Annotated in this window: 20 protein-coding genes; 9 read left to right on the forward strand and 11 right to left on the reverse strand. The window is 41.8% G+C overall.

The window, feature by feature from the left end; all coding sequences use genetic code 11:
* The first annotated feature begins 42 nt into the window (after positions 1–42).
* From AC1DYB_RS13075 to AC1DYB_RS13085, 3 genes are all read left to right on the forward strand, one after another.
* A complete protein-coding gene (locus tag AC1DYB_RS13075; protein WP_477435485.1) occupies positions 43–981 on the forward strand; it encodes a dihydrodipicolinate synthase family protein in 939 nt (312 codons plus the stop codon).
* A 41-nt stretch (positions 982–1,022) separates the two neighbouring features.
* Positions 1,023–2,024, forward strand: a complete 1,002-nt coding sequence (locus tag AC1DYB_RS13080) for a 4-hydroxyproline epimerase (RefSeq protein ID WP_477399831.1) — start codon at positions 1,023–1,025, stop codon at positions 2,022–2,024.
* A 383-nt stretch (positions 2,025–2,407) separates the two neighbouring features.
* Positions 2,408–3,652: an NAD(P)/FAD-dependent oxidoreductase gene (locus AC1DYB_RS13085; RefSeq protein ID WP_477435487.1), complete on the forward strand. Its 1,245-nt coding sequence runs from the start codon at positions 2,408–2,410 to the stop codon at positions 3,650–3,652.
* Between the two features lie 308 nt (positions 3,653–3,960).
* Here the strand turns inward: AC1DYB_RS13085 and AC1DYB_RS13090 are convergent, their stop codons facing one another.
* The gene (locus AC1DYB_RS13090; RefSeq protein WP_477435489.1) at positions 3,961–5,043 is read right to left on the reverse strand and encodes a serine hydrolase domain-containing protein; all 1,083 of its coding nucleotides are present in this window, start codon (positions 5,041–5,043) and stop codon (positions 3,961–3,963) included.
* Positions 5,044–5,177: 134 nt separating this feature from the next.
* Positions 5,178–5,906 (reverse strand): FkbM family methyltransferase, encoded by a 729-nt coding sequence (locus tag AC1DYB_RS13095; RefSeq protein ID WP_477435491.1) that lies wholly within the window; start codon positions 5,904–5,906, stop codon positions 5,178–5,180.
* A 373-nt stretch (positions 5,907–6,279) separates the two neighbouring features.
* Between AC1DYB_RS13095 and AC1DYB_RS13100 the strand changes: the two genes are divergently transcribed.
* The 4 genes from AC1DYB_RS13100 (at position 6,280) to AC1DYB_RS13115 (ending at position 9,959) form a co-directional block, all read left to right on the forward strand.
* On the forward strand, positions 6,280–6,684 hold the full coding sequence (locus AC1DYB_RS13100; protein WP_477435493.1) for an EVE domain-containing protein: 405 nt from the start codon (positions 6,280–6,282) through the stop codon (positions 6,682–6,684).
* Positions 6,684–7,814 (forward strand): carbohydrate-binding family 9-like protein, encoded by a 1,131-nt coding sequence (locus AC1DYB_RS13105; protein WP_477435496.1) that lies wholly within the window; start codon positions 6,684–6,686, stop codon positions 7,812–7,814. Before AC1DYB_RS13100 ends, AC1DYB_RS13105 begins: the two co-directional genes overlap by 1 nt.
* Positions 7,811–8,887, forward strand: a complete 1,077-nt coding sequence (locus tag AC1DYB_RS13110; protein ID WP_477435498.1) for a family 10 glycosylhydrolase — start codon at positions 7,811–7,813, stop codon at positions 8,885–8,887. Before AC1DYB_RS13105 ends, AC1DYB_RS13110 begins: the two co-directional genes overlap by 4 nt.
* Positions 8,888–8,975: 88 nt before the next feature.
* Entirely contained in the window at positions 8,976–9,959 is a 984-nt protein-coding gene (locus AC1DYB_RS13115) for an aldo/keto reductase (RefSeq protein ID WP_477435500.1), read from the forward strand.
* A gap of 160 nt (positions 9,960–10,119) precedes the next feature.
* On the opposite strand, the gene AC1DYB_RS13120 is transcribed toward AC1DYB_RS13115, so the two are convergent.
* The 9 genes from AC1DYB_RS13120 to AC1DYB_RS13160 form a co-directional block, all read right to left on the reverse strand.
* Entirely contained in the window at positions 10,120–10,569 is a 450-nt protein-coding gene (locus AC1DYB_RS13120; RefSeq protein WP_295712130.1) for a MarR family winged helix-turn-helix transcriptional regulator, read from the reverse strand.
* An 80-nt stretch (positions 10,570–10,649) separates the two neighbouring features.
* On the reverse strand, positions 10,650–10,823 hold the full coding sequence (locus tag AC1DYB_RS13125; RefSeq protein ID WP_477435503.1) for a DUF5522 domain-containing protein: 174 nt from the start codon (positions 10,821–10,823) through the stop codon (positions 10,650–10,652).
* Complete coding sequence (locus tag AC1DYB_RS13130) at positions 10,823–11,761, reverse strand: MBL fold metallo-hydrolase (RefSeq protein ID WP_477435505.1); 939 nt, start codon at positions 11,759–11,761, stop codon at positions 10,823–10,825. Before AC1DYB_RS13130 ends, AC1DYB_RS13125 begins: the two co-directional genes overlap by 1 nt.
* An 80-nt stretch (positions 11,762–11,841) precedes the next feature.
* A complete protein-coding gene (gene coaE / locus AC1DYB_RS13135; RefSeq protein WP_477435507.1) occupies positions 11,842–12,453 on the reverse strand; it encodes a dephospho-CoA kinase in 612 nt (203 codons plus the stop codon).
* Entirely contained in the window at positions 12,453–13,400 is a 948-nt protein-coding gene (locus AC1DYB_RS13140) for a CdaR family protein (protein WP_295712141.1), read from the reverse strand. The genes coaE and AC1DYB_RS13140 overlap by 1 nt, the downstream gene beginning before the upstream one ends.
* 229 nt (positions 13,401–13,629) lie before the next feature.
* Positions 13,630–13,956, reverse strand: coding sequence for a preprotein translocase subunit YajC (yajC, locus tag AC1DYB_RS13145; protein ID WP_295712144.1), 327 nt, complete (start codon positions 13,954–13,956; stop codon positions 13,630–13,632).
* 17 nt (positions 13,957–13,973) lie between these two features.
* Positions 13,974–14,414 (reverse strand): DUF1573 domain-containing protein, encoded by a 441-nt coding sequence (locus AC1DYB_RS13150; RefSeq protein WP_295712145.1) that lies wholly within the window; start codon positions 14,412–14,414, stop codon positions 13,974–13,976.
* A gap of 20 nt (positions 14,415–14,434) precedes the next feature.
* The gene (locus AC1DYB_RS13155; protein ID WP_477435510.1) at positions 14,435–15,382 is read right to left on the reverse strand and encodes a transcription antitermination protein NusB; all 948 of its coding nucleotides are present in this window, start codon (positions 15,380–15,382) and stop codon (positions 14,435–14,437) included.
* 48 nt (positions 15,383–15,430) lie between these two features.
* Positions 15,431–16,516, reverse strand: coding sequence for a Glu/Leu/Phe/Val family dehydrogenase (locus AC1DYB_RS13160; RefSeq protein ID WP_295712151.1), 1,086 nt, complete (start codon positions 16,514–16,516; stop codon positions 15,431–15,433).
* Positions 16,517–17,224: 708 nt separating this feature from the next.
* On the opposite strand from AC1DYB_RS13160, the gene AC1DYB_RS13165 reads away from it, so the two are divergent.
* The gene (locus tag AC1DYB_RS13165) at positions 17,225–17,536 is read left to right on the forward strand and encodes a hypothetical protein (RefSeq protein ID WP_477435512.1); all 312 of its coding nucleotides are present in this window, start codon (positions 17,225–17,227) and stop codon (positions 17,534–17,536) included.
* A 127-nt stretch (positions 17,537–17,663) separates the two neighbouring features.
* Positions 17,664–18,533, forward strand: a complete 870-nt coding sequence (locus AC1DYB_RS13170; RefSeq protein WP_477435514.1) for a hypothetical protein — start codon at positions 17,664–17,666, stop codon at positions 18,531–18,533.
* The last annotated feature ends 185 nt before the right edge of the window (positions 18,534–18,718 follow it).

An 18,718-nucleotide genomic window follows, 5' to 3' on the forward strand; every position in this document is an offset into this window, starting at 1 on the left:
TAACATATGATACTGTATTACTTTTGATAAAAATATTTAAGAATGATAACTTTTGACTGGAAAGGCGTATTCCCTGCGGTAACAACCAAGTTTACCGATAGTGACGAAATTGATTTTGATGCTTTTGACATCAACTTAAATGCACAGCTTGAAGCCGGCGTTGACGGCTTTATTTTAGGCGGATCATTGGGCGAAGCCAGTGTGCTTAGCGATGATGAAAAGTTTGCGTTATTAAAACATACCATAGCTTATGTGGACGGTAAGGTGCCGGTGATTTTAAACATTGCCGAGCAAACTACCAAAGCCGCTGTAGCCTGTGCCCAAAGAGCTTTTGATACCGGTGCCGATGGCCTGATGCTGCTACCGCCAATGCGTTACAACAGCGAAGAGCGTGAAACACTTGCCTATATTGGCGCGGTTGCCAAAAGTACAACGCTGCCAATCATGATCTACAATAACCCCGTTGATTATAAGGTTAAAGTTACCCTGAATATGTTTGAGCAGCTGGCTGCTTATGAAAACATCCAGGCGGTAAAAGAATCTACCCGCGATGTATCCAACATCACCCGCATGTTTAACCGTTTTGGTAATCGTTTTGCGGTGTTTACAGGTGTTGATCCATTGGCTATGGAAAGTTTGGTGATGGGTGCCGATGGCTGGGTTGCCGGCTTGGTTGATGCCTTCCCCAAAGAAACAGTGGCCATTTACCGTTTGGTAAAAGCCGGAAGAATAGCCGAAGCACTTACCATTTACCGTTGGTTTTTACCGGTGCTTGAGCTGGATATCCACCCAAAACTGGTACAATACATTAAACTGGCCGAAGTGGCTACCGGTATAGGTACCGAGAATGTACGTGCCCCGCGTTTGCCACTAATTGGCGATGAGCGTGCCAAAGTACTAAAGATCATTAACGATGCATTAGCTGTTCGCCCGGAATTACCTGAAGGCAGCTGGGGAAAATTAACTGAAGTTGAAGCTTAATAATCTTCTGTGAATAATTAATAGAAGCTTTCAGCTTATATATGAGTAGTAAAACATTTTTCTGTATAGATGCGCATACCTGCGGCAACCCGGTGAGGTTGGTGGCTGGTGGCGGCCCTACGCTAAAGGGTGATAATATGAGTCAAAAGCGCCAGCACTTTTTAAAAGAGTATGACTGGATACGCACCGGGCTAATGTTTGAGCCCAGGGGGCATGATATGATGTCGGGCAGTATATTGTACCCGCCTCATGACCCTGCAAATGACGTGGCGGTATTGTTTATAGAAACAAGCGGTTGCCTGCCTATGTGCGGGCATGGCACTATAGGCACTATCACCATTGCTATTGAAGAAGGGTTGATAAGCCCGAAGGTACCGGGTATAGTGCGTATGGAAGCGCCTGCCGGCCTGGTGTTAATTGAATATAAGCAGGAAGGTAAAAAGGTAACATCAGTAAAACTTACTAATGTGGCTGCTTACCTTGCCGCCACAAATTTGGAGGTAGAATGCCCGGATCTGGGTACGCTTACCATTGATGTATCCTACGGCGGCAATTACTACGCCATTGTTGATCCGCAGCCCAATTTTGCCGGCATTGAAAATTATACTGCCGGGCAGCTGATCGCCTGGAGCCAGGTATTGCGCAAACGCATCAACGAGAAATATCAATTTGTTCACCCGCAGGATCCTACTATCAATACTTGTACGCACATCCTTTGGGCCGGTGCTACATTATCCGACGATGCTACCGCCCGCAACGCTGTTTTTTATGGCGATAAAGCCATTGACAGGTCGCCTTGCGGTACGGGTACATCTGCACGTATGGCGCAATGGTTTGCCAAAGGCAAACTGAAAGTTGGTGAGCCTTTCATTCATGAAAGTATCATAGGCAGTAAATTTACCGGCAGGGTTGAGGAAGTGGTTAAGATCAATGATATTGATGCCATTATCCCGAGTGTGGAAGGCTGGGCCAAAGTTTACGGCTACAACACCATCAAGATAGATGATGATGATCCCTACGCGCATGGTTTCCAGGTGATATAGGTAAAATTAGAATGAGTTAAAAAAACAATTAAATCGTCATTGCGAGTTTTACTATCCGGAGGACACTGAAAGGAAAATGACGTTTGAAAAGTTTGTCATCCTGAGGAACGAAGGATCTATTCGGAGACTGTACAGGTCGAAGAAGTATAGCGGAGGATAGATCCTTCACTATCGTTCAGGATGACAAAAGCTTTTTTAGTAAATACGTCATCGCGAGGAACGAAGCAATCTCTACACAAGCAAATCGGATAAGCAGGTCCGCCACTTTCCCATTAGCTCTGTAAAGCTTAGGGATTGCTTCGTGCCTCGCAATGACGGTAATGATTGAATTATTCAAAAAATAAGCCCTTCAGCTTTGTGCTTTGGGTTTTAAGCTTAAAAATATGGCAAAAGTGCTGATCATTGGTGGTGGAATAGTTGGTTTAAGTTCGGCTTATTATTTACATAAGGCAGGCCACCAGGTTACCGTACTTGATAAAGGCGATATGACTGATAGCTGCTCTTACGGTAATGCAGGCATGATTGTGCCAAGTCATTTTATTCCGCTTGCAACTCCCGGTATGGTTACGCAGGGAATCCGTTGGATGTTTAACAGCAAGAGTCCGTTTTATGTTAAGCCATCCCTAAATCCTCAATTAATTTCCTGGGGACTGAAATTTTTACAGAAAGCCAATGCCGGGCATGTGGAGCGGTCGGCGGTTCCATTAACAGAGCTTTCCCTGTTAAGCAAAAAACTTTATGAGGATTTAAGCAAAGAGCCAGGTTTTAATTTCGATTTGGTAGAGAAAGGTATCCTGATGTTTTATAAAACAGAAAAAGCAGGAGAAGAAGAAGCCCACATGGCGCAAAAAGGGCGTGAATTAGGTTTAGATATGGCCGTGCTTAGTGCAGCTGATTGTGTTAAACTGCAGCCCAATCTTAAGCTTGATGTATTGGGCGCGGTGCATTACCGCTGCGATGCGCATCTATCGCCAAATAAGCTAATGGCGGCTTTGGTAAAATACCTTAAAGGCGCGGGTGTAAACCTGGTTACCAATAAGGAGGTTACTAAAATTGAAACTAATGCCGGTAAAGTAAGCGGAGTTTTATCACTGGATGAAAAGTTTACTGCCGATGAATATATTATTGCAGGTGGCTCATGGTCGCCGGTTATTGGCAAGTTGTTGGGTATAAAAATACTGATGATGCCGGGCAAAGGCTACTCGTTTAATGTAAACGAGGCTGTGCCATCTATGCAGATCCCAGCCCTGTTGGCCGAAGCCCGTGTTGCCATAACCCCTATGAATGGTGGTTTGCGCTATGGCGGTACCATGGAGCTGGATAAGATCAACAGCCGCATCAACATGAACCGGGTAAAGGGGATTGTAGAATCGGTACCCAAATATTTCCCCGATTTAAAACCCGCGGTTCCGGCCGAAAAAGATATCTGGTTTGGTTTCCGCCCATCATCTGCAGATGGATTGCCTTACATTGGCAGGAGCAATAAATTCAGTAACCTCACCATAGCAACAGGCCATGGAATGATGGGTTTGAGTTTAGGCGCCGCGACTGGGTTGTTAGCCCAGGAGATTATATCGGGAGTGCCAACAACTATTAGTATTGGGGCTTTTAAACCTGATAGAGATTAAGAGCTCTTAGATAATAAGATATAAATTAGCGTCAATTGCTGTAAGGTACCTACCAATGGTGTGTTTACAAAAAACACCTTTTGTCATCCTGAACGGAGTGAAGGATCTATTTTTCGCCATGCTTCTTCGCCTTGTAAATCTGCGAATAGATCCTTCACTGCGTTCAGGATGACAAGCCTTTTAAAAAGGTTAATTCCCCTTCGGAGTGGAAAAATTTTATACCTCCCAATGACGATATTTTCTTAACCCACGAGTTACGCTTCGCTAACCTCGCGGGTGGTATATATGAATAAAAAGATTTTGAATCTTCATAGCGCCTCATCCACCAGCTGCTTTAACGCGTAATAGCGTTCATGCCTGCCCTCATTTTTAATATAAAAACACATTAAAAAAGCGGCATAATGCTTGTCGTTATTTATCCAGGGGAAGCTACCGAATAAACCGGGACTGCTGATAGCGGGGGTTGGGTTTTGCGGACCTGATGCTTTTAAAACCCATTCGCCAAAACCATATCCGGCATTGCCCGCTTCTTCCGGAGTGTAGGCGACTTTTACCGATGGGGTTATCCTGTCAACCTGCATTTCGTTTACGCTTTTTTCACTCAGTATGCGTTTTCCATTAAATGATCCTTTATTAAGTATCATCACCAAAAAGTTAAGGTAATCGGCAGGGGTACTTAATGCTCCTCCTGCCGGAAATGCTACCGGGCCTTTCCCGAAATCGGTATTGACCATGCCACATGGGCCGGTAATACGGTCGGCAAACAGAGTCTCAAAATTCTTGTCGCTTATTTTTTCAATAACAGCTGCGGCAATCTGCAAACCTACATTGCTGTACCTGAACATGGCTCCGGGTTTACCTTCCACAGGCATATCGGCTATGTTTTGAATGGCCTCATCCATGCTGTGGATGTTCTTCATTTCCTGCAAACTTTCCTTTATGGGCGGGGCCTTTATCCCAGTGAGGTGCGAAAGGCATTCACTAATAGTAATACTACCCTTACCGCTTTTTGAAAGTACGGGCAAGTATTTGCCAACGGTGTCGGTAAGCTTTAACTTACCTTCATCTACAAAGGTCATCACTAAAGTGGCGCTAAGCCATTTGCTGCAGCTGGCTACCGGTATTTTGGTGGCGGGGACAAAACCGTCCAGGCTTGGTGTTTTGCCCATTTTGCGGGCTATCATTTTGGTGGCAAACCTTTGCTTCATGCTCATGTCTTCCTTCGCGCCGGTGTAAATTAGTTTCCCATCCTTATAAACCATCAGGATACACCGGCCTCCCATTTTTTCTGCATTAGCTGTCAACCATTCATCCACCTTTTCAAAATGATGTTGAGCTTTTATTGTTGTTACGGTAAAAACAAAAAGTAGTATGGCAATAATCTTTTTCATAATATGCGATATAGGTTATTGGAATAGTAGTAAAAACAGTTTTGAGTTCTGTATCCTTAGTTTCCCGGAGCTTCAAAAACGCAAAGTATGCAATAGTCTAAAACAGGTACTCTCCCCAGTAAGGGGTTATATCACTACTGATTATTTGTACAGAGGAAATTGGTGGTCATAAAATATTCATCATATTCATTGTATTGCCGAATATGCTCGAGTCCAATGGGAGTGATGCGGTAAATTTTGAATGAATGCTCCTTAAAAAAGTACCAAAAATCCTGAAAATAAGTTTTGGAGTCAATATTGCAGCCTCCAAACTCAAACTGAATTAATTTAGTTTGAGTTATTGATTCTCCTAAACCATTTAATACCTTAAGTTCCTGTCCTTCTACGTCAATTTTAATTAAATCAATTTCCCGCATAGCAAGATTTGATTTCCAGTAATCTTCAAATTTAATTGTGTCAACCGTTTCCGAGATATTAAAATCAAGGCCAAAATGGTCAAGCCGTCTTTTAGTTAAACTGGCTAACCCCGAGCCTGCCTCGTTTGAGAAAAGCTCTGATGATCCGCTATGATCAGATATGGCCATTCTGTTAATGATGACATTTTCGTGCTTTTTAAACCTGTTTGCCAGTTTATCGTAATTGGTTAATGATGGTTCAAACAGATGGATTTCAAGATTGGCGAACTTTTGTCTTAATTGATCCGCATACTCTCCAACATTACCGCCAATATCAATGGCAAGTTTTGGCTTGTTTAAAAACTTTGATACATTTTTAATTTCCTGGGTAATTGTAGATGCACCCCAGCCTTTCCCCTGATATTTAGCACAAATTTGTTCGACTTTTGATAGAACTTTATAGATCATAATATGAGGTGGGGTTTGATTTAAATATTTAATATCAAGAGGGTTAATTACTCGTTTTTTAAATTCGACCTTAATCTTAAGACAAGATTGCCTGAAAATTACGTAAATAATGAATACAAATATATAACAGCCGAAATATATGTAAATATAAATAGCCCCCTGGCATGCGAAAATCAAGCGGTAATATTTCTAATTCATGGTTGTTAACCTTTCTTTGTTACGTAGAATTTAAAAAAGGCAGAACGGATATTATGGTTCTCAAATTCGGGAAATAGACTGTACTTCAAATCTTCTACATCGCCATCTTTTTACAAAAGTCCCCTTAACTTATCGCAGCTTTTTAACATCTTTACGCATACATATTTAAAGTAAGATGCAGCATTGGTTAGTAAAAAGTGAGCCCGTAAAATATAGCTGGGAAAAATTTAATAAAGATGGACGTACCTTTTGGGATGGCGTACGTAACTACCAGGCCCGCAATAATTTAAAACTGATGCAGGAAGGCGATCTGGTGCTGTTTTACCATAGTAATGATGGTAAAGAAGTGGTAGGGATAGCCAAAGTAGTAAAAGAGTTTTACCAGGATCCTACTACCGAAGATCCAAACTGGGTGGTAGTTGATCTTTCGCCGGTTGAAACGCTTAAAAAACCGGTAACTCTTGAGGTAATAAAAGCTGATGAACAGCTAAAAGATGTTGGCTTGGTACGCCAGGGCCGCCTATCTGTGATGGCGCTGAAACGCGAGGAGTTTGACCGTATATTGGAACTGGGCAGTTAATGACCACCATATTTAAAATAAAGAGTTATATAAAAGCAGTTTTAATAACTGCCGTATTGCTTGCACCGCAGCTGGCAACGGCTCAATCACCATTTGCGGGACTCGAAAACTTGTTTGCCGTTCCACAAAATTATGTGGTAAAATACATTGCTAAGCCGCCGGTTATTGACGGGGATATTGACGATGCAATATGGCAACAGGCAAAATGGACCAGCGACTTTGTGGATATTGAGGGTGATTTGAAACCCAGGCCCCCGTTGCAAACCAATGTAAAAATGCTTTGGGACGATCAATATCTTTATATAGCCGCCCGTATTAATGATCCGCAGGTTTGGGCTACATTAAAAAATCATGATGATATCGTATATCACGATAATGATTTTGAGTTGTTTATTGATCCAACATCTACCACTCATAACTATTATGAAATTGAAGTGAATGCGCTGAACACTATTTTCGATCTGTTTTTAAATAAGCCTTATCGTAACAACGGAGGCGGACTTATAGGATGGGATGCAAATGGGCTGCTATCGGCAGTAAAGGTGCAGGGTACGTTAAATAACACAACTGATACCGATAAGGGTTGGACGGTTGAAATGGCTATTCCGTTTCGTGCTGTCACCATGGGATTTAAATCCACACCGCCCGGGCATGGAACTATATGGCGCGTTAATTTTTCGAGGGTGGAGTATGATACCAAAATTGTTGATGGCCGCAACGTAAAACTTAAAGATTCTACCGGCCATGATCAGCCCGAGCATAATTGGGTATGGTCATCGCAGGGCGAGATTAATATGCATAGTCCCGAGCATTGGGGATACCTGCTGTTTAGCAAACATGAGGCTGATGATGTGGTATTTACCATGCCTTATGCCGAGGAACAGAAGAAATACCTGTGGCTGGTGTATTACCGCGAAAAGTTATGGTACAAGCAACACCATGAATATGCATCCTCGCTTGGTAAATTGGGTATAAAGGGCAAATATGATATTGCGGGGATTAGTAATAAACTGAGTTTAGAAGCTACCAAAAGTCAGTTTGATGCTTCTGTAACGGACAAAAAAACTAACATAACCTATACCATAAACCAGGAAGGTTTCATAGAACAATTAAAACCGATACACCCATGAATAAGCGCCAATTTTTAAAAGCCGGTTTGTTGGCCGGCGTTGCTTCCCAATTACCTTTATTAAGCAATGCAGCTGCGGTAAATGCTCCGGTTGCAAAGAAAAAAGTAAAGAAAAACTGGATCTGGATAAACCCGAACCTGAAAGATGCAGACGAGGATTTGAAGGTCAACTATGCGACTTATAAGGCAAAAGGGATAACCGGGATATTTTTTGAAAACGACAGTGAAAGGCATTTCCGGGCGGCTAAGGCAGCCGGAATAGAAGCTCACCGTTGGATATGGACCTTTAACCGCGCCGAGTTGCTTACCACGCATCCGGAATGGTATAGCAAGAACCGTAACGGCGATTCATGCGCCGATAAACCGCCCTACGTAACATACTACCGCTGGCTGTGCCCATCGCGCCCCGAGGTGCAGGATTACTTAACCAGTACGGTTGATAAGATCTTGGCGCTGGATTACGTAGATGGTATTCACCTGGATTATGTGCGTTATTGCGACGTTGTGCTACCGGTAAACCTTTGGGATAAATATAAAATTGAGCAGACCAAAGAACTGCCCGAATATGATTATTGCTATTGCGAGGTATGCCAGGCTAAATTTAAAGAGCAATACGGCCAGGATGTAAAAGCTATCCAATACCCTGATGCCAGTCTTTCCTGGCGGTTGTTCAGGTATGGTAATATCATCAGGGTGGTTAACAGTATTTCGGCAATAGCCAAACAACATAAAAAAACAATCACGGCGGCAGTTTTCCCAACCCCTGAGGTTGCCCGCCGCAACGTTCGGCAAGATTGGACAAACTTTCACCTGGATGGTGTGTGTCCAATGATATACCACGGTTTTTATAAAGAAGGCGTAAGCTGGATAGGCGACGCGGTAGCCGAGGGTGTTCATTTCCTGGACGGAAAGTTTCCGCTATATGCAGGGTTGTATATTTCTGATTTTAAAAATGATGAAGAGGTGCGGGCCGGCATACAATATGCGTTGAAAAATGGTGCTGCCGGGATCTCATTCTTTGGCAGGGTAACCCCGTCTATTTTAGATATCCTGCACGAGGAAACGAGGGGGTAGATGTGCAGATTTCAGATTTCAAATGTGCAGATGATGAATATACAGTAGCAGTAAGTTACTTCGCGATAACGGGATTAATTAAATTCAAATGAACTACAGAAATTTTAAAAACACTCCAATAGCCGAAGTAGGTTTGGGCACCTGGCAATTAGGTAGTGCTGATTGGGGGAATGTTAACGAAGAAGACGCTTTTAACATATTGAAAGCTTACACTGATGCCGGCGGTAATTTTATTGATACTGCCGACGTATACGGCATGGGCGTGAGCGAATCTGTTATCGGTAAGTTTTTAAAAACTATTGATAAAGAAGTTTTTGTAGCCACAAAGCTCGGTCGTCGAGGTGATGCCCCTAATGGCTGGCCACAAAATTTCACTTATGATGTGATGAAGCGGAACGTAGAAGATTCCCTAAAGCATTTAGATGTGCCGCAATTATTTTTAGAACAACTGCATTGCATCCCAACGGACGAAATGAAGACTGGTAAGGTCTTTGATCATTTGCGCGGCTTACAGCAGGAGGGATTGATAACCCATTTTGGTGCCAGTGTAGAAACATCAGAGGAGGCTTTAATTTGCTTGGAGCAGGAGGGATTAGCATCCTTACAGATCATATTTAACCTGTTTAGGCAGCACGTAGCCGATGAGGTTTTTGCCAGGGCAAAAGAAAAAGGTGTTGCTATTATTGTTCGCGTGCCTTTAGCCAGCGGTTTATTATCGGGCAGGTTTAACGAGCAAACACAGTTTGCAGCAAATGACCATCGTAATTATAATGCCAATGGCGATGCCTTCAATACCGGCGAAACATTCTCGGGCATTGAGTTTAAAGAAGGGGTGAAGCTATCGCAAAAAATAAAAGGCTTGCTACCAGATAACCGCATGCCGCAATGGGCAATCCGTTGGATATTGGATCATCCGGAAGTGACCACGGTGATACCCGGTGCATCAAAAGTATCGCAGGTCAATAGCAACGTAGAGGCATCTGCTTTGTCGCCATTGTCGGCAGATGTGCATCAGCATTTAAGAGAATTGTATGATGCAGAGATCTTTGGTAAAATAAGGGGGCATTTTTAGGAGGGGGTGTGCCTTCCCGAAATAAGTTAAAAAAAACTTTTGTCATCCTTGAGCGTAGCGAAGGATCTATTAACAAACTTTACAGGGCGAAGAAGCATGGCGAATAACAGATCCTTCGCTACGCTCAAGGATGACAAAAAAATAGATTCAGCCCAACACTCTATCCCCTCAGCTTATCCAGCAGATCGCTGAGTTGGCCTGCTTCTTCGGGGCTCAAATTATCTTTAAGTACTTCACGGGTCTTAAATTCTTCGTCCATTTTGGCCAGGGTTTCCAAACCAAGCTCGCTGATACGGATATCCACCGCGCGGCGGTCTTTATTGTTGGTGCAGCGCGAAACCAGTTCTTTTTGCATCAACCTGTCAACAATACGGCTGGCGTCAGACATTTTATCAATCATCCTCTCCTTCAGTAAATTGATTGTTGCCGGCTTAGGGTATTGACCCCTTAATATCCGCAGGATATTAAATTGCTGCTGCGTAAGGTTATGCTTATCAAAATGACAGCGGAAAAAGTTGTTTAGCCAACCCGAAGTATAGGCAATATTAATAGCTACCTTATGATAGTTATCCTCAAACTTTGTACTTTGTATTTCGTCGTCTATCCGCATAATAGTTTTAATGACTAAAGTGCAAATATCTTTATTTATTTTTAAATTGTTGTTACCTCAAATGAGCTATCGATATTCGCTTAGTTTATATTCTTTGTATCCACCTTGTTGTCAGGTATTTTAGGCTTGCCATAATCCCAGGGACAGTGCAGGCATTTGTTTTTGCAGCAATAGCCCCGGTTAAGGTGATACTGCTTTGTGAAAACAAAGTTGCCATCCTCGTTTATGTAGTAATCAACTCCCTCATGCAACATTAGTTGAGAATTTTTACAAATATCTGGTTATTGAAATGATTTTTTAAATGCTTGCCATCGCCATGCAGGGTCCATACCTGTTTGGGTTGAGTGCGAGCTATGGTTTCCAGGATATCATTCCAATCCACATGGTCGGATATGAATAGGGTATCCTGGTTGTTTACCTGCAGGTTTTTCCAGCCCGAGGCAAACAGGCGTTTTACACCGGTAGCCCTGATGTAGCTATCAAACGTAAATGGCGGTACGATGTACACAAACTCGTCCTGTACCTTCATCAGCTTACGGCCATACATCTGATATTTACCGGGATGAAATCCCAACTTTTCGTAAATGGCATTAATGGGCATAATTTTATGATGCACCAGGATCTTTTTCTGTGGCGCGTGCTCGGTTATTAAATTGATGAGTCTTTGGCTTTTACCCAGGCCATATGCACCCAGCAGGATATTGCTTTTAATAGCGTTTATTTTTTTGATCTCCTCAACCGGATCGGGATGAATTACAGCCGGATCGGCAAAGGTGCTTTCGGTGATCAGTACATCGGTAGTTACCCATTCTATAGGCTCGCAGGTGGCATCGGGCTGTAGTTTATAGTCGCCGGTGTACAGGTAGCGGGTCCCATCATATTCCATTAACACCTGGGCCGAACCCAGCATGTGGCCGGCAGGTATCAAGGTTATTTTTACATTGCCAACATTAAACGATTCATTAAAAGGGATAATATTGAAAACTTTGGCCGCTGTGCGGTCGTACCGTAACTGCATAACAGATGCCGTAGCCCTTGTGCAAAAAACTTCGTTGTTGCCGCTTATGGCATGGTCTGCATGGGCGTGGGTTATTACCGCGGTTTTTGCGGGTAATTTAGGGTCAAGATAAAAATCACCGTATTTGCAGTACAGGCCCTTTTCATCTATCAGTACAAAATCATCAAGTATCATATATTTTAGGCTAAAAGCCGAATGCGTAAAGCAAAAAGCTAAGATTTGTTTATTGGGATAGCTTTCGGTTGGTTTAATTATTAATGTACCAGGTTTAAACTTTTAGCCATTGCTAAATATTTATTGTGCAACGCAAGCACCTGCGGAATTACCAGCTGATGATCATCATTTATAATGATATCATCGGCCATGTTTTTCTTTTCTTCTTCCGAGATCTGGCGGGCCTCACGGCTTTCAACTTCGGTACGTAAAATGCCATCGCGCTGCATTACACGCGCAATACGTATATCAAGCGGGGCGGTAACTACTATGGTGCGTTGGCAAGTTTTATAGGAGCCGCTTTCAAATAGTATGGCGGCCTCTCTTATAATATATGGTGCGCCTTTGGCCTTTGCTTCCAGGTTATCAAAAGCCCTGAAAACTGCCGGGTGTACCAGCGCGTTTAATTTTTGCAATTGGATGTTGTTATTAAAAACAATGTCTGCAATATGTTTACGGTTAAGTGTGCCATCCTCAAAATAAGATTCGGGGCCAAAGGATTGTTTGATGGCATCAACCAGGATGGTATCGGTAACCATCACGTTTTTGGCTTCGTCATCAGCATAAAAAACCGGGATCCCTAAAAGTTCAAAAACTTTGGCTACGGTGGTTTTACCGCTGCCTATATTACCTGTTAAACCTATTTTAAGCATTATTTTTTAATGATAAAATCAATATTAGCCGGGTTTACCTTCACTATTTTACAAAACGGGGGGAAACGGGTTAGCTGTACAGGCAGGGTTGAATAGCCATGATCGCGCCAAAGGTCCAGATCGGCAGTGGCTTCAAACAGGTCTTCGGTCATATCCTTATATCGGTTCAGTGAGGTTGTAAAAGTAACCTTAACCTTTTGCGGAAAAACCTTAACGTTATCAAAATGATGGTTATTGATCAGCTTAACAGGAATATCCAGAGTTTTTTCGGTGAACTCATCAACCGGGATAATTACCTGTACCGTTTTGGGATAGATATTTAAATTGCCTTCATTAACCGCCTGTAAATTTACACGGGTAGCTATGGTTTCATTAACATCAGCTGCCTGTATAGAATCGGTTTTCCATGCGCTGATTTTTTGCAGGCGGTCTGCCGGGCCGCTTACGGTTATATAAGCCGGTTTTATAGTTACATTGCCCGATACTGCAAACTGTTTTTGGTACTTGATGTTCATCATGGCCTGTACAGGTACTTTCCTGGTTAAGCGGTTGCTGAAATCAAAATATAGGGTATCGGGATCAATAATAGTGATCTGTTGGTTGGCCTCCCGCTTGTTGTTGATCTGTTTAAGCTGGGTGCTTAACACCACATAATTGCGGGTCTCCAGCGAAGCCAGATCCACCGTAATCGGCTTGCTTTCGGGTTTCATCCTCGAAAACAGCATCTGCCAACCCGTACCCTGTATAGTAGCTTTAATAGTATCGGCCTGTAAGGAATGAAAAGCGCGTTTTTGAGGAGCGTTTTTATAAGCTATAGTTTCATCAACAGTATATGGCAAAGGGCTAGATAGCGTAGTAAATATCCATGCAATAACAGCCAGCCCCAGGCAGGTAAAAAATGCCGAAAGCCGTCGCCGTTCTGTTGTGGATAATTTTACTATAGCCATGTTTTTGGATCAAGGATTTTTGGATCAAGGACCAAGGATTTCTGGATCAAAGATCAAAGATTTTTGGATCAAGGATTTTGGATAACGGATTAATAGTCAAAGACTTTTTTAAAAGCATAAAGGCGAAAGTTTAAGGTAAAATTACCGGTCATCTTTCGCCTTTTAAGGTTTTTAGTCTTTTGTCTTTCAGTCCTTATTCCTTGCTCCTTACATCCTTGCTCATAAAAGCTTAAGCTTTTACTACTGCAGGTGTATTTAATGCTTTTGAAGCATCTAAAGATATTGCTGATTTATCAAAACGGATCTTACCATTTTCAACTTCAACCAAAAATGTGGTATCATTAAGATCGATGATACGACCATGGATGCCGGCTGTAGTAACTACTTTGTCGCCTTTTTTTAGTTCATCCACATATTTCTTTTGATCTTTTTGCTTTTTAACCTGTGGGCGGATCATGAAAAAGTAAAATACCACTATAATTAATACCATTGGTATTAACATACCGTAACCACTTGAACCACCTGCCGGTGCCTGTAATAAAATAGTTGCTATCATTGTTTAAATTAATTGAATTATTTAGTTAAAACTTCGCCTATAAGGTGCACCATAGTTTGGGCCGGCACTGTATTGGCTGTAACTGTAATTTGCTTGTCTTGTAAACCACTTTTACCGGCGCTGTTAAAAGTTACTTGTATTAAAGCACTTTCGCCTGGTTTAACGGGTGTTTTAGGCCACTGGGGTATAGTACATCCACATGTAGCATGCGCTTCTGAAATAATCAATGGCGATTTACCGGTGTTGGTGAATTTAAAATCGTAATTAACCTTATCCCCCTGTTTAATTTTACCAAAATCATGGCTGTCTTTTTCAAATTTCATGACTGGCGCGTTGGCTGCATTGGCGGTGGTAGTTGCCGCGCTGTCTGCAGCTGCTGTTTGGCCACTGCCTTTTGATTGATTACAGGCCGATAATAACAAACCTGCGGCTATTAAGCTTAAAAATAATTTCTTCATTTGGATGCTCTGCAATGTGGTTATTCTATTAATCCCCGGCCTATTTTACGTACTTTATTTTCGGCCTTAAGGTCTATCAAAATCTTGTCTAAGATACCGTTTATAAATGAATTACTCTTAGGTGTGCTAAACTCCTTTGAAATTTCAAGGTACTCGTTAATAGTTACTTTTACCGGGATAGAAGTAAAGTTAATAAACTCGGTAATGGCCATCTTCATCAGCAGGGTATCCATCATCGCAATACGATCTGGTTCCCAGTTGGTAGTTTTGGCGGCTATCAGTTCCTGGTAAGGGCTGTCAAAACGGATGCTTTTTTCAAACAGATCAACCACAAATTCGCGGTCTTCTACCCAGTTACCTGTAATTTCGGCCAGGTGGTTTTGTTTGTAATCGTCGCTTGAAAAGTTTTTGAATGTTTTGGCAATCAAAGCCTGCAATACATCACGATCAACCGGCCAAAAAATGAATTTATCTTCAAAAACCTGCTCGGCCAGTGATGATTTTAAAATTACTTTTTTGAAAATGAATTTGATGATGTCCTTATCCGTTTGGATGGTATCGTCGGTTTTTGCCAGGTAAGCAGTATACTCGGGCGAATTTTTAAGAATGGTGAATAACGATTTAGCCAGTTCTGGCTCAAACTGCCACTCTACTTTATATTTTTTTAAAGCGATGAGGTAGTCCCGGTTGTCATTTAAGGAGAGGAAAAACCTGTTACTGAGTATTTTAACATCAGCATTCAAGTCTTCGGCGGAGGGTAAATATTTATTGGCTCTTTCTTCCTTGTCGTTTGCCGCATAATTAACCACTTCGGATATTAATGATAACATCCAGATATACATTTCAAAAACCTGGTCGATACTGTGCAACATGTTTTTTTCATGGTGATTGATCTCCCTTGTATCTGACGAGTGGAACGCGTACAGTGCCTGTAATACTTTTACCCTTAGGTGCCTTCTGTTTAACATGTGTAAGAACGATTTGGTGAGCCATCTGGCTCACAGTTTAAATTATAATTAATATGATGATTTTACTTTTTTAATATCAGCTATCCGTCTTTCGGCTATTTTATTTGCCGCATCAATAGTTGAAATATTTTCGAGTTTCGAAAGCTTTAAAATGTTACGCGTGACCTCGTAAATGTTTTCGGTAAGCTGCATGGTCCGTTTTTTACTAAAGCCCTTTAATTCCGAATAGCAGTTGATGATACCACCTGCGTTGATCACATAGTCCGGCGCAAACATAATGCCTTTATCCAGCAGCATTTCGCCATGCACGCTTTCATCCAGGAGCTGGTTATTGGCCGACCCTGCAATAATGCTGCATTTTAATTTGTTAATAGTTTCGCTATTTACGGTGCCACCCAACGCGCAGGGCGCGTATATATCGGCATCTATATCAAATATACTATTATTTGATATAGCTTCAGCACCATATTTTTTTGCAATTTGCCCAATGCGTTCTTCCTGAATGTCGCTGATGTAAACTTTAACATTTTCATCTCTGAGCAGGCGCACCAGGTGCTCGCCCACATGGCCTACACCCTGTACAATTACGGATTTACCGGTAAGGGTATCAGTACCAAACTGTTCTTTAACACATGCTTTAATACCCATCAAAACCCCTTGTGCAGCAACCGGGGATGGATCGCCGCTACCGCCAATACTTTCGGGGATACCGGTAACAAACTCGGTTTCCATACGGATGTATTCCATATCGCGCGGGCTGGTGCCTACATCTTCTGATGTGATAAACTCGCCGTTAAGGTTTTTAATAAACCGGCCAAACTTGCGCATCAACGCCTCCGTTTTATCCTTGCGCGAATCGCCGAGGATAACCGAATAGCCACCGCCCATGTTAAGCCCGGCAATAGCACATTTATAGGTCATGCTTTTTGACAGGCGCAACACATCATTCAGGGCATCAGCCTCTGATTTATAATTCCACATGCGTGTACTGCCAAAAGCAGGGCCGAGTGTAGTATCATGAATAGCAATGATGGCTTTTAAACCTGTATCCGGATCGCTGCAAAAAACAACCTTTGTATGACCGAATGTTTCGAGCTGGCCGAATATGGATTGTGATGGTAGTTGGACGGACATTGGATATGGCAGTAAATGTTTTTAAGGCGGTACAAAAGTAGCTGTTTTTTTTTGACTGACAAAGTTAATAAGACTGAAAGTAGTTAGTTCAAAGTCATAACTTAGATAAGGAACGTTAGTAAGGCAGCTATTTAGCGGTAAAAATTGACCTTTAAAAAGACCCGTCATATTGAATCTGCCGGAGGCATCCGGGCAAAGGGCTTTAACCGAGTGATGCTTTTACAGACCGGGGTAACAGCCCGGTTTAGAAGGCTGTATCAAATTGGCCGATATACCAAACGCGGTGCGCGGCGCAAAACCATACAGCCCTTGTTTTTTGCAAGGGGGAGGGTAGTAATCGTCGCAATATCACCCTTAAATTGTCTGTAATAGCCCCCTGCAATAAAAATATTTAATTTTAGGTTTGTATAGCAAAATACAGCGGCACAACTGCGGGCTTAAATTATAGGGTGGAGCGGGTGGTGGTTGACAAATAATCAACGGGCCAAGCATATCGGACGACTCACCCCGACCAGGCTTCGCCGGTCGGCCCTCTCTTCAACTTCGTTGGAAAGAGGGCAAAACAGTTTTTTGATCAGAATTTTTAAATCCCCTCTATATGCGAAGTGGAGAGAGGGGTGACAAGCGCAGCGATGTCGGGGTGAGTCGTCTGCGCACCGCAATCAAATATTCAACATAATAATGGATAACTATTAAAATTTATTCGCCATGAAAATAGTAAGAGTACAATACACCACCACAGCGCAATTTGCCGCAACAAACCAGCAAAACATTGCCGGCATTGTTGCAGAGTTAAAACAGCTTAACCATCCCGGTATAAAATATGGCGCCTGGTTACTGCCCGACGGGAAAACCTTTATGCACTTTGATCAGCTGGAAAACGAAGAAGCCCACCAGGTACTTACCTCCCTTCAGTCCTTCAAAAAATTTGACGAGGAACTTTGGGCAAGCCAGCTTGAAGTGGGACCGGTATTGGAGTTGTTAACCTTGGTGGCATCAACAGAGGAGTATTTTGGGTAGATAAGAATACGGTCAGGTACAATAGGGAAAATGAAATTTCCTAATGGTATAATGCTGGGATTAAACTTTTCTTACGAAGCCAGTTTAGAGTGAGTGAGAAAAGGTACATTTACGAAACCTTCCACAAATGGCTCGTCGATCACCTTTTATTCGGATTATCAGAGATTTTTTTGAAAAAAATCCAGCTCAAATACAGTTTTGGTTGACAATTATTGCTTTGGGATTTACTATTTGGTACTCAAGTCAATCTCTAAAATCAGCAAATGATCAGTTTCATTTGGCACAAAAACAATTTATAGAATCTAAAAAGCTTCATACTGAAGATTCTATTTCTTCATTTCAAAAAGATAGAGTTGCTAATGGGCGCTTCATAAAAGATACTACTAAGCAGGGGCAACATGAAAGAGCACAAGAACAGCGTAACCATTTACAAGACGCTTTAAACCAACAGCAATTTGATGTAAACAAAAGTCAACTTAAAGCAATTCAAACCCAGGCAAAAATTGCTCAGTCTCAATTTTATCAGCAGCAGGAACAATATAAACAGCAATTGTATGAACAAAGGCCTGTTTTCTTTATCGATAGTGTCAGTATAACAACAATAAACTCAATAAGATCCACATTACGTTTTTACTTTTCCAACCAAGGTATTAGATCAGCCCATGTTGATAGTACAGTATTAGCTTTTTATAATCCGTTGGGGACATGTTTTAGTGTTACTCCGATAAGTAGCAATCAAGATTTAATTCTACAAAAAACCTCATTAGCTACCACTCAAATAAATATATGGGATGACTGTTTAAAAAGCAACCTTACTGTTTACTATCTACTTATATATTATAAGGATAAAATTACCGGCTCCAATCAAATAGAGCCAATATTTTTCAGGTATGAATATTTACAACAACATAGATTTTTTTGGTCTCGCGTAACAGGGCCTGTATTGATTGACTTTAAAGTAAAACTGAAAAAGAAAAAGGTCTTCGTAATCGAGTAATATCAGTCTTTAAAATTACCATATTATGTAATTTGTTGATTAATTAAAACGTCTTTAGCGCAGTATTGTAAATGAGTTTAAAACGCTTTTTTTGCATGAAACTCCCAACGCGTAAAATTCATTTATGTATTTCCATTTTATTTAAGCACATTTAGCGTTAAATACTGCCGCTTAACCAAACGGCA

This window comes from Mucilaginibacter sp. P2_A4 (genome assembly GCF_056405015.1).

Coding starts and splice junctions, on each gene's coding strand:
- AC1DYB_RS13150 (WP_295712145.1), bottom strand. CDS start 14,414: ATGAAGAAATTATTTTTAAGCTTAATAGCCGCAGGTTTGTTATTATCG.
- AC1DYB_RS13105 (WP_477435496.1), top strand. CDS start 6,684: ATGACCACCATATTTAAAATAAAGAGTTATATAAAAGCAGTTTTAATA.
- AC1DYB_RS13100 (WP_477435493.1), top strand. CDS start 6,280: ATGCAGCATTGGTTAGTAAAAAGTGAGCCCGTAAAATATAGCTGGGAA.
- AC1DYB_RS13095 (WP_477435491.1), bottom strand. CDS start 5,906: ATGATCTATAAAGTTCTATCAAAAGTCGAACAAATTTGTGCTAAATAT.
- AC1DYB_RS13170 (WP_477435514.1), top strand. CDS start 17,664: ATGGCTCGTCGATCACCTTTTATTCGGATTATCAGAGATTTTTTTGAA.
- AC1DYB_RS13125 (WP_477435503.1), bottom strand. CDS start 10,823: ATGTTGCATGAGGGAGTTGATTACTACATAAACGAGGATGGCAACTTT.
- AC1DYB_RS13155 (WP_477435510.1), bottom strand. CDS start 15,382: ATGTTAAACAGAAGGCACCTAAGGGTAAAAGTATTACAGGCACTGTAC.
- coaE (WP_477435507.1), bottom strand. CDS start 12,453: ATGCTTAAAATAGGTTTAACAGGTAATATAGGCAGCGGTAAAACCACC.
- AC1DYB_RS13090 (WP_477435489.1), bottom strand. CDS start 5,043: ATGAAAAAGATTATTGCCATACTACTTTTTGTTTTTACCGTAACAACA.
- AC1DYB_RS13160 (WP_295712151.1), bottom strand. CDS start 16,516: ATGTCCGTCCAACTACCATCACAATCCATATTCGGCCAGCTCGAAACA.
- AC1DYB_RS13075 (WP_477435485.1), top strand. CDS start 43: ATGATAACTTTTGACTGGAAAGGCGTATTCCCTGCGGTAACAACCAAG.
- yajC (WP_295712144.1), bottom strand. CDS start 13,956: ATGATAGCAACTATTTTATTACAGGCACCGGCAGGTGGTTCAAGTGGT.
- AC1DYB_RS13110 (WP_477435498.1), top strand. CDS start 7,811: ATGAATAAGCGCCAATTTTTAAAAGCCGGTTTGTTGGCCGGCGTTGCT.
- AC1DYB_RS13115 (WP_477435500.1), top strand. CDS start 8,976: ATGAACTACAGAAATTTTAAAAACACTCCAATAGCCGAAGTAGGTTTG.
- AC1DYB_RS13080 (WP_477399831.1), top strand. CDS start 1,023: ATGAGTAGTAAAACATTTTTCTGTATAGATGCGCATACCTGCGGCAAC.
- AC1DYB_RS13120 (WP_295712130.1), bottom strand. CDS start 10,569: ATGCGGATAGACGACGAAATACAAAGTACAAAGTTTGAGGATAACTAT.
- AC1DYB_RS13085 (WP_477435487.1), top strand. CDS start 2,408: ATGGCAAAAGTGCTGATCATTGGTGGTGGAATAGTTGGTTTAAGTTCG.
- AC1DYB_RS13140 (WP_295712141.1), bottom strand. CDS start 13,400: ATGGCTATAGTAAAATTATCCACAACAGAACGGCGACGGCTTTCGGCA.
- AC1DYB_RS13130 (WP_477435505.1), bottom strand. CDS start 11,761: ATGATACTTGATGATTTTGTACTGATAGATGAAAAGGGCCTGTACTGC.
- AC1DYB_RS13165 (WP_477435512.1), top strand. CDS start 17,225: ATGAAAATAGTAAGAGTACAATACACCACCACAGCGCAATTTGCCGCA.